The organism is Aquimarina sp. BL5, from assembly GCF_003443675.1.
In the GTDB taxonomy this organism is placed as follows: domain Bacteria; phylum Bacteroidota; class Bacteroidia; order Flavobacteriales; family Flavobacteriaceae; genus Aquimarina.
The window spans coordinates 4,438,841-4,456,359 of record NZ_CP031963.1; the positions used below are offsets into that span (position 1 = coordinate 4,438,841).

Here is a 17,519-nt window from a genome sequence, read left to right on the forward strand (position 1 = left end):
TAATGATACCTTAAGGTGATAACCAAAATAATTTTTCTTCTTTTAATTTAGCTGCCTCTTTTTTAATTTGAGATTTGATGGACTTGAATTTTGTGTCATGATACAACTCTAATAAAATTTTACGCCCTTTGTTTTCAAAATAATGCATTAAGATATGGATACTTGGTTCTCCAACAAGTTTATGACCGTTACCAAGGGCAACCCCGTTTGTTTTGGAATATGATCTTTCAATTAATTTATGAAATAAATGCAGGCAAGTTTCGAGCTTGAAATGTGCTACCAGGAAAACAAAACCTCTAAGTACCATCAGGTTTTCTTTGGAAATTGGTTGGTATTTATAATAATAAAAATTACCTCGATAATCTGTGCGAGCATAAACCGAGCGTACTTTGGGTTTAAAAAACACAGCACGTTCTACAAAGATTTTACAGTAAATTTCAAGTTCTTTTAATCTTACTGTGGGAATTAAAAATTTGATAATATTAAAATATGACTCCGGCGAATTAGTATTTGAATAATTACTAAACTTATGAGCAATTTCGGACAACCCTTCTTTTTGATCTACTTCTAATTCCAATATCTTTTTGTTTACAAAACCACCAAAATGATCAGATATTAATAAATATAATGGTTCACCGTTATTCTTATAGATTCCAGAATTATTTTGTATTATTCTTTGTAAAATAGTAATTTGATTTGTGTAAGATTCAAATGCAGTACTGGTTAATGCTCTACTCGTTAAAAAAGACTTTAGAAATCGAAGGAAAGATTTAGAAAATTGTTGTCTTGGAGCATATGTTTTTAATTGATTAATGATCAGTTTTAATGAGATCAAATGTCCAAATTTACTATCATCACGGATACAAAAGTTTATCAGGAATTGTATTTCATCTTCGCTAAAAGATAATAAGAATCTTAATAAACGGTTAATGATTTCAGATTTAAAACGATTAGGGATTTTTTTTAAGTTCCTCTCCTGATCAACTATTCTGTTCAATAAGAATAAAATAAATTCTTTTTGTTCTTGTCTTGGTTTTACAATCAAAATTTTATAACATTCCAAAGAATCAAAATCTTCTGCCCATAGATTATACGTCTCTAAATCAGATTTTAATTTAGCTTCCTCATATATTTCAATAATTAATTCTTCGAAAGCTGCCCGTTTGTTTCCAGCTATTTGATCTGAATCCATATTAAAAGCATCATCAACGTTCATAGCGGATGTTTCATGGGGGATAGATTTTTCTTGAGAAAGAATATCTTTTTCCTTTTGGGTAAACTCAAACTTTTGTTTTTTTATCCCAAATATTTTAGAAAGTAATTTATCCAGATTCATTTACCAACTATAAAAACTTTTTTGATGTTGGCTTAAGACAATACACAACTAATGTCATCTAAAGAAGAACCATAATCAAAACTAAAATCAATATGTACCAAATCTCCAGCTTCTACTTCTTGTGTATTGGTAGTTTTTAGTACTGTTGGTGGCATTAAACTATCCGTACCAGTAAAATTAGATCCTTCCGTAATTTCCACATAAGACTCTAGATATAAAGCATTCACTGTTCCTGAGAAGAGAACCGGAACCGAAAAGCTAAGTTTTACACCTTGTTTCTTTTCTTTTAATAATTCTATTTCATTAACAAGAAATTGCTGAGTTAAAAACATTGGTTGATGTCTGGTAAAATTAACTGGATAATGATGAACATCTGCATCAATTTCTGCCTCACAAAGCCTCGCAAAATTTACAATACGATTAGGAAATAGTTTTCCTCCAGGTTTTAAAAAATCCCGCATATGTTGAAAAATCTGTACCTGAAACTCATTAGCACAATAGATACTCATTAACTCTCCTACGACGAAGTCTACTTTTTCTGGTAGATCAACCGTTAATGCATCGGCATAGATGACCTCTACTTTATCTGCCCAAGGGTATTTAGCAATCTCTTTATTAATAAAAGGAATCAGATCTGGATTGTTTTCAATTAAATACGCTTTTTTTACAAAAGGCATGTATAATTTGGTAAGTGGAAGCGTTCCTACACCAATTTCACAAACGGTAGCATCTTTAAAATTATTATTAAGTTGAAATGCTTTATGAAAAGCATCCACACGTTGCTTATCGGTTTCCATAATCTTATAGTAGATTTCAGGAAAACCAAAATGTGATTCATCAAACGTTTGTGCTTTTAACAGGCTGTATTTTAGCGCATCGTAATTATCAATTACTTCCTCAAATAATTTGTCTTTCATTCCTTTAGTGATTGTTTTTAGTAAATATAATAATTATGAGTGTTATAGATATGAATAGGGATAAAACTTAAAAACGAAAATGTTTTTATAAAAGTTAAGGTAGTCAGGGGTAGGGTATTTATAAAGTAGCGCGTTTTAATAATACGATCGAATTACTTAACGTATAATTCATAATACCGGATGTAGATAAAATACAATAGTGAAGAATTGATTTTTGTTTATAAACTGATCACTAATTAATGAATATTAATTTAGATTAAAAAGGGACGTTTTTTCTAAAAAGTTATTGGTGATCAGTATTCGGATATCGTAAAATTAATTGTGGCGTAAGCTTTACGTATAGAAAAATCATGCCGAGCTCATTGAGCAATTTGTGTTAGGCTATTTTATTTGGGAAATAGTTTTCAATGAGCCGTAGCATGATTTAAAATGGCATTACATTTTATTGTTTAATATTAAGGGACAAAAAAAGTATTTTAAAAAGCATCAGTAATTTAGAAACCGAATTATTAATGCTTATCATAATTATAGTACAGAATTAATAACATCCTAGATCTATTCTTGATTGTGTATCGTTATTAGGAATACAGTTTTCTGAATTAACGTGATCGGGAACATACCTCATTAGATTAGGATCTCTTAATCCATTTTCAATAAACAATACTAAGTTAGTTATTTGGTTTTCAGTAAGATTCTGAACATTTGTAAATTGGTTGGCTAATCTTTCTTCTGGTACTTCAATGTTTTCAGGAATTCCATTGAGTTTATACTCAACTACATCTCTTACAGAAGTAAATGTTCCTCCGTGTCCAAAAACTCCATTATCTATAAGATTATATAATGTAGGTGTTTTAAATTTATAGTAATCTCTAGGTTTATTAGTAAACCCTCCTCTTCCTCTTTTAACATTTGGAAAATTGGTGTCATCTATAACTAAAGCACTACCAGAATCATCGAAATCTCCCATCCCTAAGGCATGGAATTTTTTGTCATTTAAGGCAGGCCCTGTGTGACACTTAAAACATTTAGCCTTGCCAAAAAACATTCTGGCTCCTTTTTTTTCTTTATTCGTTAGGGCGCCGAAATCTCCTTGCAGCCATTGCTGCCAGGGTGATTGATTAGGCAATACAGTCCTTTCATATGCCGCAATGGCTAAACCTGCTGTTTCTCTAGTATATCTGTCTTCTTTTGGGATATCCCGAAATGCTTTGTTAAACAGTTTTTTATAGTTGAAATTCTTTGCAAACTTTTTATCAATTAATAATCGATGCACATCTTGCCCTTTTAAAGCCTGTACTTCTACTCCTTGAAAACCTAAAGCATTTTCTGGAATGTTAGTCCAATTGGCTTCTGTTCCTTCGTTAGTTCCTGTACCTCCAAATTGTCCATTCCAAAGCATTACATCCTGATAAGCAACATTTAATATGGTAGGAGAGCGAATGGGTTGTATATCAATATCATTTGTTGGGATAATATTATTAAAAACTCTGCTTTCGCCTGAGGTGCCAAACCCTACACCACCTTCTCCAATACCTTGTCTAATACCAGCGCTAAATCCGGCAGCAGCGTGGTGACAAGAGGCGCAGGAATACGAAAATAAATTGGATGACGTTTTGGGGTTTCCTCCAGTAGCAGTTTCATGAAAAAGTAATTTCCCTAGTTCCACCTTTTCTGCCGTAATTGGATTTAAGGGATCCTGAGGAATACTATTGTAATCATCGTTATCTGGCAACATAAAAAAAGAAACTCCTGCTCCGTCACTTACACTATCTAGCTTTGCTAATAGTTTTATATCTAATTCTGTAGGTTCTCCTGAATACGTTTTTGAAATAAATTGTTGATTTTGATCCATTTCAGGTAATGATATGTAATCATCTTTATCGCAGGAGAACAGCACGGAAATCATAACAAAAAAGTGTATTTTTTTCATGAAAATAATTTTAAACTAAGTGATGTTTTTGTTAATTAATTATTTCTGTAATCGTGCTAAGTTCATTAATACATCGGTTTAGACTCATCCATTTGGGGGAATAGATTTTAATAAACTTAGCATGATTTAAAAATGACATTGTATTCTAGTGTATAGAACGTAGGGGTAATAATGGTTTAAAAAATTAATCACATCCGAGATCTATTCTCGATGCGGAATCATTATTAGGAAAGCAGTTTCCAGAATTTATAGTTAAAGGGACATATCTTGATAAATTTGGATCTCTCAAACTATTTTCGATAAACAATACTAAATTGTCTATTTCGGTTTTATTTAGTTTAATATCACCAAACTGTTCGGCTAAATTTTCTGTTGGTACTTCTGTATTTTCTGGGACACCTTCGATTTTATATTCAATCACTTCTCTCACCGAAGTAAAAGTTCCTCCGTGTCCATAAACTCCATTATCTATAAGATTATAAAGGGTAGGGGTTTTAAACTTGTAATCATCTGTGGTTACTTTAGTAAACCCACCTCTTCCTTTTTTTACATTCTCGAAACCTGATTGATCTAATACAAATGCTTCACTAGTGTTATCAAAATCCCCCATTCCAAAAGCATAAAAATTCTTGTCGTTTAATGCAGGACCCGTATGACATTGATAACACTTTCCTTTACCAAAAAAAGCTTTAGCTCCTTTTTTTTCATTGTTGGATAATAGGCTATAATTTCCGTTTAACCATTGCTGCCAGGGTGATTGATTAGGTAATATGGTTCTCTCGTAGGCAGCAATGGCTAAGGCTGCATTTGTGGTGCTGTATCTTTCTGACATCGCTGAATTCGGAAAGGCATCATCAAACATTTGTTTATATCCAAAACTAGTGACAAAGCTGTCGTCAACTAATAATCGGTGTACTCCTTGCCCTTTAATAGCTTGAACCTCTACACCTTCGAACCCAATGAAATTTTCTGGAATGTTTGTCCAATTTGCCTCTGTACCTAGATTTGTTCCTGAACCTCCAAATTGTCCATTCCATAACATAATATCCTGATATGCTACATTTAAAACTGTTGGAGAACGAATAGGCTGTATGTCTGCATCTACAGTTGGGATATTAGGGTTGAAAACTCTTCCTTCTCCATTGGTTCCAAAACCTATTCCAGCTTCTCCAATACCCTGTCTAATTCCGGCACCAAATCCAGCTGCAGCGTGATGACATGAAGCACAAGAATACGTGAATAAATTAGAAGGTGTTGTCGGATTTCCTCCAGTAGCTGTTTCATGAAATAGTAATTTTCCTAATGCTACTTTTTCTGGAGTAATTGGATTTAACGGATCTTGAGGAATATTACTATATTGATTACTTTCTGGAAGAATAAAAAATGAAACTCCAACACCACCAGAAATATTTTCTAAATCATCTAAAATCTGTTTATCTAATCCTGTTGGGCCTGAAGGTGCTTTAGAAAAGGATGTATTATCTATTTCATCATTTAACAAAATATAATCGTCATTTTCACAAGAAACCAAAATGAGATATAGTAGTAAAAAAGAATATTTTTTCATAATAATAATAATAATAATAATAATAATTTTTGGCGGAACATTATTTTTTATTGGTTAGGTTAGAAATTATAGGTGTCTTAGAAGTTATTCTACTTTATATACCAACCCTAAAGAAAAACCAGAGGCTCTATCAAAGTTTTTTCCACTCATGTTTGTTGTATATCCAGAAGAAATTCCAAAACTTTGTTTGTATATAGGAATGTATAGGTCAAAATAAAAATTGGTATAATCTACTTCGGTTTCTGGTAATGCTTGTGCCCCTCCCGCTGCGGCAAATTCTGGAGATCCAATATCAAATCCATCTAATGAATTTTGGGAGCCTATTTTTGCGTGTGCATAAAACCATTTATTATAATACCCAAGTTTGGCACTAAATAGTGTGGCATTTGGTATTTCGAAATCCGAATTATTTCTTAAACTATAAGCGGCTTGTAATTCTATAAATAGATTAGACGCGGTTTTAAATTGTATGAAACCACATCCGTCAAATGCAGTAGCTCCGTTACCTAAGGAAAGTATCCCTGCTTCTTCATATCCTCCAACAGGTAAAGATACTCCGGCGGCACCACCAATAGCTATTTTGGATGAATTTTTTAAATTTTTTTCCAGCACTTTAGCCTTTAGAAACATGCTTAAATCTTGTACACCACTTACCTCACTTGTTTGAGATACAGGATCCAAAACTCCTGTTTCATTTTGGGTAGAAATATATGGCAAAGTAACTGCGGTGGATAACCAGTTTAGAATACCATATTCTCCATATACGCTTACAATTGTAGAGGATATTTCGCCCATATTCATAGGATTAGCTTTTGATTCTGTACTTCCTCTGAAAAAGTTATCGTAGCTTTTATATGAATAAGAAGTGGCCACCGTAAAATCCTTTTTTTTAGGAAAAAAACCATTGATAATGGTTTGGGCGGATACTGATGAAATACATACTAGACATAGTATTATGAATGCTTTTTTTGGGTTGATTGTGTTAGTCATATTAAGGTATTTAGGTTTTAAAAGTATTTATGTATAAGGTTATGTCAAATAATAGATTTTAAAAAAGCTTTTAATTAAATAGCGTGGTGTAACCCGTTAATGAATAGAAATTCATCACATTTTTTACTTTACTATCCTTTAGATTAGGAAACGTTACGTTGTTCGATGTTAATTAGAATGTATAATCAATGGAGTTATAACCAAAAAACTAGATTTAGTTATTACTCGTAATTGGAGTTTTTTCATTATTCTTATTCAACGACCAATCATATGTAACATATTTTTTGACAATTGTTTTGTCGATTGGAGTAGTTGCATATTCATTAATAAAATCAATTACATTAGTGTGGTTACTTATAAAATCATTTTCATACCATTGAAATAACTGGGAGATTCTAACTGTTTTAGAGTTGATTTGATTTCTTTGTGGATCATTAATAAATTCTTTAGTTCTTTCTTCTAAAGCGTATCCTATATTACTACTGGTATATGCTCTGTTCCATAATCTTGGAGAAGACATAGATCCGCAGTTAAGTAAAAAATGAATTCTAGGATCTCCAAATTTTCTTAAGATACTATGTTCAATATCATCTAAACTATATCGGACATCCTTTGATTTAAATGCTTTGCGCTTCCAAGGGTTTTCTATTTGATTAATTGATGTAATTGGATATTCATCTATAATCATTTTCATGACAGTGGCATTATACACGTTAAGCCAGTAAGCTAACTTTTCTTCTTTACTCCAATTATCTTCTGGAGAGATATTCTGTAGATATCTAAAGTATTTATAAAATACTAATACGTCATTTGTGACACCGTCATAATCAACTAAACCTTCATCGGTAACATTAAGAATCAGAATCTGATCCCACGCATTATGATCGACAATTTCTTGTGAATTAATGTTGATAAATGACAATGAAATTAAAAAAAGTAAAGGGGTTTTAAGAGTTTTCATTTTGAAGTTATTTTAGGGTTTTTTTGTTAGTAGTTAGATAAGTTACCTAAAAAATAGATTAAAAACAGGTTTTATGTCTAAAAATTCGATGAAATACACGTAATTTCTTACATTTTATTGTAAGATTGTAACTACATTACTGTAAAACCATTAACATAACATTATTAAAATTTAACAATTTTTATTAATTTGAAATTTCCCTTATATATTTTGGCTCTCATTTTGAGTCAAACACCAATTCAAAACTTTAGCAATATTTTTAGCATCATCAACACCTCTATGATGCGTTCCTTCTAAAGGAATATCCAAAATACCTAAAGCACCTTTCATCCCAACCTTTTTTCGTAAACTTTTGGTCTGAGCAAAAAGCTCTTTTACGTTAATATGGTTTTGTGATAACGGATATTCTATTCCTCTGAAGCTGCATTGTTTCTTCATCATATTCAGATCGTATTGACCATAACTTGCCCAAGTATAGTGATGTCCTAGATATTCAGTTCTTAAAATTTCACAAGCTTCGGTAAAAGAAATTCCTTCTTGATCTAGCAATTCTTTTGTAATAGTGGTCAATTCTGTACAGAAAGGACTTACTTCAGACCATTCTGGTTTGATTAGGATTCCTTTATTTTTAGAAATTTCTGCAGTTTCTGTATTTAATAAGCAGATACCAATTTCTATAATTTCGTTTACCTGTCCTTTTGGTACAGGACCATTCCAGCACGTAGCTTCTAGGTCTATAATTATGATTGTATTTGTTGTTTTCATTTTGGTCTTTATAATTATGGACCTCACAGTCTGCTGTTGCAGATTGTAAGGTCTGGTTATTTTTATTTTTTCGGAATTGTTACTAATTCTTCTCTATCTAAAGGATCAATGTTTTGATCTAATAGTTTGATCGCAGCCTGTACTGCCCAACATTTGTCACTAGAATGGATGTTAGAATACAAACCTAATAGGTAGGAGGGTTCTACGATCGTCCATCCTTTTGTATTACGAACTGGAATGTTCGCTTTTACAAAAAAGTCAATCGTGATTCTTACCGATTTTTCATCTTCTATGATCACGGTTTTTTCGTACCGTCTAAAGTTCTCATCACTTGGTAATTTATCATATCGCGTCCATACCTTTTGGAAATCATTTTCCAGTAATATGTTCATTACCTCCGCTACATTTTTCGGATCAATAAAAAGATCAATATCCTTATGATCATGCGCGTGTTTATATTCTGTATGTCCTACATGTGATAGAAAATGCCAAGCCCAACCTCCAGAAAGTATTACTAATTCTTTTAATGGAGCTAGTGCAGCTAGTGCATATTGGATTCTATAGTTCGGCCATAGCTCTCCATATCTTTTTTTATTATGTGGAGCTCCCATATATATTGATTTTTTATCATTCTAGCGTAAGCTGGAATGACAGATTATTATTAATTATTTTTTTTCTTTGTCTTTTTAGAAGATTTCTTTGCCTTCTTACTCTTTTTGTTTTTATTCTTCTTCTTTTTAGGCATTTTTTCTTTGATCCTTTTTTCATCACCTTCAATATCGCTTATGAAATAGTTGTTATAAGCATATATCTTAGCAGTTTTTAGGACTTTAAGCGCGGCTTTATATTCTTTTTTTTGTTCAAAAAGGATTCCTTTTTTTAAATATAGCACTGCTTTATCAGTTCCTTTTAAGGTCAAAGCAAAATCAATTAGCTTTTCTGCTTCGTCATAATCCTCATTCCAAAGTAGTACATTGATATATTTTGGATATACATCCAAACTATACATGTCTTCTGCTAGTGCTTGTTGGTAGTATTCTTTTGCAGTTTCATAATTTCTTAGGTTTTCTGCATAGATCTGTCCCATTAAACATAGTGCTACTGGATTTTTTTCATCATATGACAATGCATAGTTCAATGATTCTACTGCTTCTTCTAAGTTATATGGATATGCATCCAATGCCTGAAATAGATATTTGTCTAGTAAATTTCCCATGATGCTAGTTTTTTAATTCGTTACGCAAATCTTTTTTTAATTGTTGTCGATTAGACGCATACGATTGTTTTTTATGATTTTTTTTAAAGTCAGTTCCTTTAAACACTTTAATGGGATTACCACGTTGTATATTCAAGTGATTTTCCCATTGATCCGATAACGATTTTTGTAGTTTGGTAAGCTGACTTTGATGTACTTTTTCTTTTAATCGTTCTATGGCGATTTTTTTATTTTGATGTTGTGATCTGCTGTCCATAACTACTACTTGATCACCTGTTGGATTATAAGTAGCACGCACTGCAGAATTTACTTTGTTTACATTTTGGCCGCCAGGACCTGAACTGCGCATTGCCTGAAAAGAAATGTCTTTTTCATTTAGAGTAATCAGTTCAGTCTGTTTGATTTCATACATTCCGATAAACCAGTTTTTTCTTTTATGATGTTTTCTAAATTTAGACGTTCCAACCCATTGAATGGTTCCTAACCACAATGCTAAAAAGGTGTCTACTTCTTTTCCTTTTAGTTGTATGGTTGCCGATTGTACGGTTCCATTTTCGAAACCTTTGTCTCTCTGCAGGATGCTATATGTAAATCCACTATTTTTAATTTCTTCAAGAAATAGTTTCAATACTTGCGCTACTACCCAACAACATTCTGCGGGTCCTCGTCCAGCGGTTATTTGAATTATTTTAGTTTTCATTTTATATTCTTTTTATAAACATTAAGGAGTTTTGATTCATTAAATTCCTCAATATCTTATTTGTCCATTCGCACGATTTTTGGTGTAAATGTTCCTACTACCTCAACTAATTCTTGCTGATTAGACATTACTTTATTAATATCCTTGTAAGCCATAGGTGCTTCATCAATTCCTCCACCAATCAGGGTGACATCATTTGCTTTTAATTGTTTTTTGATATCACTCTTGGTAAATTTCTCTTTACACTTTCTTCTGGAATGTAATCGTCCAGCTCCGTGTGATGCGGATTGCAAACTTTCTGGGTTTCCTAATCCTCTCACAATAAATCCTGGAGCTGTCATAGATCCCGGAATAATTCCTAGCTCGCCTTTTGCAGCAGGAGTAGCTCCTTTTCTATGCACGATACACTCCTCGCCGTTTACTTCTTGTTTCCAAGCAAAATTGTGATGATTTTCAATTTTTGCAACAGGTCGTGATCCTAATAATTTTCCGATTCTGGCGTGAATATCATCGTGGCATGCTTGCGCATAATCTCCGGCAAGATTCATAGCTAACCAATATTCCTGACCATCATGCGTATTTAGATCTAACCAAGCCAATTGTTGTACGTGCTTTGGCAATGGACATTGTTTAGTTGCTAAATAGGTATAGTGTTTTGCAATATTGGCTCCCAATCCTCGAGATCCGCTATGTGATAATACACCTATATAGGTTCCTACATCCAGTCCCCATTCATTTTCTGTATCTGTAATCGCTACAGTTCCAAATTCTACAAAATGATTACCACCTCCAGAGGTTCCTAATTGCTTATAAGCTTTGTCTTTTAGTCTTTTTACTAATGGAATATTTTTAAATTCTTCTCGTTCAAAGACCTCATGATCATGCTTTATTTTATGGGTTTCATACATTCCGAATTTGGTATGCTCAGACAATATGTTTTCCAATTGATGCTTTTTCCCTTTTAAATAAGAGATAGCAATTGGATAAATGGTCAAACACATTCTGCATCCAATATCTACCCCCACACCATAAGGAATCACTGCGTTTTTTGTAGCAAGTACTCCACCAATTGGCAACCCATAGCCACTATGTGCATCTGGCATTAAAGCACCTGCAACTGCTACTGGTAACTTGAGTGCATCATACAGTTGGTATTTTGCCTGGTCATCGATTTCATTTTCTCCATAAATCTGAAATGGTGATCTGGTAGTTTTTAAAGCATGTTTTTTTACTTCCACTGGCTTTAGTAAACTTTCAGCAATCTTGCCCCATACGCCATCACCTTGATAGGCTTCTGGATTTAATAATACTTTTTTTGCTTCTATTAATATGTGTTCTTTTTTTACTCTTTTTTGATATCGATTAATCTGACCTAATGTCACATTAATACTATTGTTTTTTGGAAAGCCTAATTTGATTAAGTCTTTTCCGCTTAATTTCTTTCCCATGATATTTCTTCTTTTATAATTTCTGGGATCTTATATTTTTTTAGATCCCTTAATTTGCTATTCGTTTTTAGCTTTTCTTTTCTACTTTTGGAGATTTGCCAATAATCTTTCCAGTTGTATTGTTTTTGTGCCTCTTCGAAGTATCCGTTTTTTAGTAATTGCTGCTCTAGTAATGCATCTTCACTTTCTAGTTTAGGATCAATTCGTTTGCTATGTGTAACATATGCTTTCGTGAATTTGATCTTATAAGTACCTTTTGGTAAATTGACATAAAACCGAAGTTTTAGTCTTTTTTCCTTAGTGTAATATCTAAAAGGAACACACATTCTTTGCGCACCATCACTTAACTTATTAAAAGATTTGCGACTTATGGTTGGTAATTCTTTGTTAATTAAATATTTTGAAGTTTCATGAAGCCAATTTTTCTCGGCTTCTTCTTTAGTTCTTCCCCAAAATGATTTTTCTAACTTTTTGTGTAATTCTTCAATGTATTTTTGGTTTTTATATTTTTCTACATTTTTAGTAATTACAGATTCCTTAAACCAACCATGACGAATAGGTTTTTCTAATTTTATATAGCCTAGATTTCGTTGTTCTTCCCAGATGTTACGCTGTCTTTTTTGAATACGACGAATTTCTTTTTGTCTTTGGCTTTTGATATGTGCCGGTTTCATTAGACATTTTATTTAATTTACAATTGTCTTACTAATGATTCCAGCATATCTCTTGATCACTGAAACCCTAACTGTTGTGGTTATAAAATTTCATTTGATTATTGTTTAAAAAATTAATATTTGTTGATTTTTTCGGAATACTTAGACAACACTTTGACAAGCTCAATATGATAGATCAGTGCTATAACTGAACGTGACGGTGCGATATATCAATTAGTATTGATATTCTGAGTGTTAGTTAATCCTAAGAGGAGTTGCTAAAAATAAAAGTCCGAAACTTTTTTCTGGCTTCGGACTTTATATCAAACTGTTGTAATCAGTTTATGAATTATAGAAGTCCCGAAGCATACGCATAAAAGAACCTTGTTCTCTTAGTGTATATGTATATATGTTTTTAAATGTCATATTACTTCGGTTATTAATAGTTATTATTTTTGTTGCTGCACTTCGACAAGCTCAGTGTCGATATTGCGGTGCAAATATGAAATCTATTTTTTAAGTATGCAAATTATTTTTCAATTTAATTTACTGATTATCAGTAATTTATGTTTGTTTTTAAGCAAGGGAATTCCTGTTCGTTTAGTAACGAATATTGATCTATTTGCTAATTAACTGTAGTTCTTATGAGTATCGTTCAAACAACATTTTATTGAGTGTTCATAGTTTCTAAAAAATAATACATAAAAAAAGCGTCCAATTTTTTTGGACGCTTTTTAGAATATATGTTTTTCTAGTTTTTTATCTATGCTTTCGATTAGAAAACAGCTTTACAGCGTCCTTTTTTATGTGTACAAAATAGATTCATAGATAGTTAAAACTGATTTTTGTTCTTATTTATATTGCAAATATGAGTTTAATATTGAATAAGTTCCAAATTTTAGGAATAATTCATTTTGATTCTGAATAAGATAAGTAAGATTTCTAGAAACCATATTTAATCCCAATTTGTGCTCTCCATCTAGAATTTTGTAAATCTATGTTCCAAGGTTGCTCATCTGGATCAACATTAAATTGATATTGTGGTTGTTCATTTTCTATCCCTACGAAATTGAGTAAACTAAAACTAGAGTTCACCACATTAGGCACAAATACTAGGCGTCCCCAATCACGATTAATAAAATTAAATACATTTAGCATATCTAAAGAAAGTGTGATACTATGTCCATTTTTTAGTTGTTTTCCATATTGCAGTTTCATATCTAATTCATGATTCCAAGGAGTTTTGGCTCCATTCCTTTCTACGTAATTACCTCTTCTGCTTCTTAAATAAGAATTGTTTTCGATATAATTATTTAATTGTTGCCATTGTTCATTTGCTGTGCTTGTAACCAAACCATTACTATCTACAATATCTACTAGCTGTATTTCTGATTGATCTCTAGGCACATAAACAAGGTCATTTCTAGAAGAACCATCACGATTAGGATCTCCTTGATAAACAAATGAGTATGGGCTTCCGGAACGGCCGTTATATAAAAATGAAATTGACGCGGTATTGGCTTTTCCAAAATTAACATCATAAGAATGTGTGGATACAATTTTATGTCTTAGATCAAAATTAGAAAAAGAAATAGCAGGTTCATTACCAAAAATAGCCTGATTCCATTCGAAATTGGCAGCAGGAGAACTTCTAACGGTGCTTGAGATATCTTTACTTTTACCATAGGTATAGCCAATAGCTCCTCTGTAATTTCCTATTCTTTTAGAAACATTTGCTGTTATATTGTAGCGGTATCCTTTATCTGTATTGGTTAATAGAAATACATTGGTAAAATTTGGATTGATTTTTATATCCTCACCTGTTTGCAAAAAGTAGGGGCGATTGTCTGCACCAGCAAAATTTCCAAGTTCATTTCTTCGATTAATAGATTGAAAAAATAATCCATTTAATACTTCGGTATATGTTCCTTCTAAGTTAACGGTCCATTGATGAGGTAATTTTGCTTCTAATGCGAGATTTGTTTTCCATTCTCTAGGTAATGTAAAATCATTATCAATTAAATTAATTTCGGTAAGATTTGGTTGTACGCTTCTCAGATCAGCCAGGTTTTCGGTAAGAGGAGTTGTGTCTGTGGGACGTAAATCAATATTAAAATATTCTGTTCCGGAGATATATTCTACATACGCAAACCATAAATAAGGGATTCGACCAGAAAATAATCCAGTACCTCCGCGTAGTTTATAGTTGTTATTAGCATCTAACGAATAATTAAACCCTATTCTAGGATTAAATTGAGGGGCATTGGATATTTTGTTATCAAACTGACTAAATTCTGGTGTATTTAATACTTCTTGACTAATTGGTAAGTCACTTGGTAGAAACTGTGCATCGAGTCGAATACCAGCAGTAAGAGAAAATTGATTAGAAATCCTAAATTGATCTTGTATATAAAGCGCAGTTTCTATAACAGAAACGGTTGCCGATGGTCGACTAGTTACAAAATCAAAATCATTATTATTGATATTATACACTCCTCGTACACGACTAGGGGTGTCGTCTAGAAAGTCTTGCACAGATCGGTATTCCCAACGTCCATTCCAGGCAGATAAAAAACCATAATCTACATCATGAAATTGTGCTAATCCACCTGCAGTAATTGTATGTTTTTGGGAAGTATATGATATTTTATCTGCCAATTGCAATGTAGAAAAATCGGTACTATATACAGAAGCTTCTCGATAGGTTCCTGCAAATATTCGATTACTAGAATTAGAAGCTATCTGGATATGTGGAAATACACGCCCATCAAAATCTCTATCTTCTTTGACCGTATTGTATCCTAATGTAAGTTGATTAGTAATTCCATTGCTAAGATTAGATTTCAATTCTAGGGCTAAACTATTAGCAATACTATTGTGCCGATATCCTTGATTTCCAAAGTTAAATATAGAAGAACTCCATTCTAAATTATCGGCAAAACTGTTTACATAGTTATTTCGTAATGTAATTTTATGCTGATCTGATAGATTATAATCTAGTCGAGCAAATATTTTGGTACTGGCAGTTTTAATAGAGGCGTTGGTAAAAGAACCTGGATCGTAATTGTATTCTGAAATTAGACGATCCGAAATTAATTGTACATCCTCTGAAGAAATATTAGATGTAGAACTACCAGGAGCATTTAATACAGGATTGTCAGAAAGTGCTTGTTCTATATTTACATAATAAAATAATTTATCTTTTATAATCGGTCCACCGATTCCACCTCCAAATTGAACATCATAAAAGTTAGCACTTTCTTGCTTAATACCATCCGCATAGTTGCCTAATAAAAGCTGATTGTTTCCGTATCCATATACTTCTGCTTTTGTGGTATTGGTCCCATTTTTAGTTACTAAATTAATGCTAGCACCGCTAAAATTTCCGATACTTACATCAAACGGAGCTAGTTTTACGGAAAGTTCTTTTACTGCACCTAATCCTATTGGTTGGGTTCTGGAGAGACTTCCTGGTGTTCCATTAGCTGAAGATCCAGCAGCACCACTGGCAGGTTCCTGAAAGCCAATGACATCGTTATTAGCAATACCATCGATATTAAGATTATTAAAACGATTACTGGCTCCACCAAAAGAATTAAGATTGTTTTCGGTTAGATTTTTAGTAAGATCTTGAATACTTCTACTGATTGTTGGGGTTGTCCTGAGTTCTCGTTTTCCTAGTAAGGTTTCGTTACCGTTTTTTTGACTTTTAGAAGAACCTGTTACAACAACAGTTTCTAAGGATACGCTATCCTCCGAGATGACAAAGTTTTTAATAGTGGTATTTCCCAATTGGATGGTAACATTTTCTTCTATGATGGTCTGATAACCAACGGATGAAATTTGTACTTTATAAGTGTTAGAAGGAGATAAATTGGTGATATTATAAAACCCATTTTCTTCAGAGATAGTTCCATATTTATAATTGGTAGAGACATCAATACATTGAATAGTCGCGAATGGTATTGGGTTGTTCTGAGTATCTGTAAGTGTTCCCTGAAGTGTTCCAGTAGTCTCTTGAGCAATTGCTATATAGGGAATTAAGTATATAAAAATAACTTTAAGAAAAAGTTTCATCTGTTTGTATGTATTGTTTTTAATTGTCAGATGGAATTCGCCAATAATCTTCTTGGTAAGTACCAACAAGTTTTTATGACTCATTTCATAAATTAAAATATAATTGAGTGTATCATTAACCATATAAAAACACGCTTATCGAAACACTTAAAAACGATGTAAGCGAATCAATGCTCTGTATTTCCTATAAGATAATTCGTATTGTTTTGATAGAATAAGAGTCCTGGATATGTAACAAACACCTGTTTCTATACTATTGAGTAAGGCTAGGAGATCCTTTGTTGTAATATATTTGCGAAGAAATATGTGATAAAAATACTTGTGTTACAGTAGGAATTCTATCTTCTGTACGAAGTATTGTTTGTAACACACTTCGTAATTTTTTTAATAAAAATGGAAGTGTTTTGTATATGTTTATAATATCTGAAAAATGATCCAAATCATATAAAAAGTCTAATTCAGAAAAAGACGCATTATAGTATTCTAGATAGGTATATAATTCCTTTCTTACATTAGCAGTATTCCAGGAAAATTTAGCAAATTCTTTTTTATGAAAAGTCTCTTTATGAATTCCTAAAAGATAGAAACCTCCATCATAAGAAGGGCCAATTGCAGCGTGTCCTTTTTGTATGGTTTCAACTACTTTTAATAAGTGCAGATTGTTCAGGTTTGGAGTATCATTTCCTACCGTGATTACCGCGTGATATCCTTTATCATAAATATCACTGATCGCATTCGCAAAACGCTCTCCAAAACCAGTGCCTGATTGTTGTTGCTCGTTATATACAAAGTAATCTAATCCTGTTTTTTTGACTAGAGTAATCGTTCTAGAAGTAAGATCTGATTGTAATGAACTGTTCTTTAGAAAAGGCTTTCTTTTAATTTCTTCTTCTTGCGAAAGTGCAAAAACTAGAATTGCAATATTTTTTTTATTACAGATCAAAGAGGTGCTTTAAGGT

Annotated in this window: 14 protein-coding genes; all 14 read right to left on the reverse strand. The window is 32.4% G+C overall.

Going from position 1 to position 17,519, the window contains the following annotated elements; all coding sequences use genetic code 11:
• Positions 1 to 10: 10 nt before the first annotated feature.
• The 14 genes from D1818_RS18410 to D1818_RS18475 all read right to left on the reverse strand — a co-directional run bounded on the left by D1818_RS18410 (position 11) and on the right by D1818_RS18475 (position 17,503).
• Positions 11 to 1,336: a hypothetical protein gene (locus D1818_RS18410; protein WP_118460529.1), complete on the reverse strand. Its 1,326-nt coding sequence runs from the start codon at positions 1,334 to 1,336 to the stop codon at positions 11 to 13.
• A 32-nt stretch (positions 1,337 to 1,368) separates the two neighbouring features.
• Positions 1,369 to 2,253, reverse strand: a complete 885-nt coding sequence (locus tag D1818_RS18415; protein WP_118460531.1) for an rRNA adenine N-6-methyltransferase family protein — start codon at positions 2,251 to 2,253, stop codon at positions 1,369 to 1,371.
• Positions 2,254 to 2,791: 538 nt separating this feature from the next.
• On the reverse strand, positions 2,792 to 4,183 hold the full coding sequence (locus D1818_RS18420) for a cytochrome-c peroxidase (protein ID WP_118460533.1): 1,392 nt from the start codon (positions 4,181 to 4,183) through the stop codon (positions 2,792 to 2,794).
• Between the two features lie 184 nt (positions 4,184 to 4,367).
• Entirely contained in the window at positions 4,368 to 5,750 is a 1,383-nt protein-coding gene (locus tag D1818_RS18425; protein ID WP_118460535.1) for a cytochrome-c peroxidase, read from the reverse strand.
• An 84-nt stretch (positions 5,751 to 5,834) separates the two neighbouring features.
• Complete coding sequence (locus D1818_RS18430) at positions 5,835 to 6,740, reverse strand: hypothetical protein (RefSeq protein WP_118460537.1); 906 nt, start codon at positions 6,738 to 6,740, stop codon at positions 5,835 to 5,837.
• Between the two features lie 214 nt (positions 6,741 to 6,954).
• Positions 6,955 to 7,701, reverse strand: a complete 747-nt coding sequence (locus D1818_RS18435) for a DUF547 domain-containing protein (protein ID WP_118460539.1) — start codon at positions 7,699 to 7,701, stop codon at positions 6,955 to 6,957.
• Between the two features lie 201 nt (positions 7,702 to 7,902).
• On the reverse strand, positions 7,903 to 8,466 hold the full coding sequence (locus D1818_RS18440; protein WP_118460541.1) for a 3'-5' exonuclease: 564 nt from the start codon (positions 8,464 to 8,466) through the stop codon (positions 7,903 to 7,905).
• 62 nt (positions 8,467 to 8,528) lie between these two features.
• Positions 8,529 to 9,077 carry a hypothetical protein gene (locus D1818_RS18445; RefSeq protein ID WP_118460543.1) on the reverse strand — a complete coding sequence of 183 codons (549 nt, stop codon included), beginning with the start codon at positions 9,075 to 9,077 and terminating at the stop codon, positions 8,529 to 8,531.
• 50 nt (positions 9,078 to 9,127) lie between these two features.
• Positions 9,128 to 9,682 carry a tetratricopeptide repeat protein gene (locus tag D1818_RS18450; protein ID WP_118460545.1) on the reverse strand — a complete coding sequence of 185 codons (555 nt, stop codon included), beginning with the start codon at positions 9,680 to 9,682 and terminating at the stop codon, positions 9,128 to 9,130.
• Between the two features lie 4 nt (positions 9,683 to 9,686).
• On the reverse strand, positions 9,687 to 10,382 hold the full coding sequence (gene prfH / locus D1818_RS18455; RefSeq protein ID WP_118460547.1) for a peptide chain release factor H: 696 nt from the start codon (positions 10,380 to 10,382) through the stop codon (positions 9,687 to 9,689).
• 56 nt (positions 10,383 to 10,438) lie between these two features.
• Positions 10,439 to 11,830: an RtcB family protein gene (locus D1818_RS18460; RefSeq protein ID WP_118460549.1), complete on the reverse strand. Its 1,392-nt coding sequence runs from the start codon at positions 11,828 to 11,830 to the stop codon at positions 10,439 to 10,441.
• On the reverse strand, positions 11,815 to 12,504 hold the full coding sequence (locus D1818_RS18465; RefSeq protein WP_118460551.1) for a hypothetical protein: 690 nt from the start codon (positions 12,502 to 12,504) through the stop codon (positions 11,815 to 11,817). Before D1818_RS18465 ends, D1818_RS18460 begins: the two co-directional genes overlap by 16 nt.
• 921 nt (positions 12,505 to 13,425) lie before the next feature.
• Positions 13,426 to 16,644: a TonB-dependent receptor gene (locus D1818_RS18470; protein WP_158596915.1), complete on the reverse strand. Its 3,219-nt coding sequence runs from the start codon at positions 16,642 to 16,644 to the stop codon at positions 13,426 to 13,428.
• A gap of 169 nt (positions 16,645 to 16,813) precedes the next feature.
• On the reverse strand, positions 16,814 to 17,503 hold the full coding sequence (locus D1818_RS18475) for a DUF2064 domain-containing protein (protein ID WP_118460555.1): 690 nt from the start codon (positions 17,501 to 17,503) through the stop codon (positions 16,814 to 16,816).
• Positions 17,504 to 17,519: the final 16 nt, after the last annotated feature.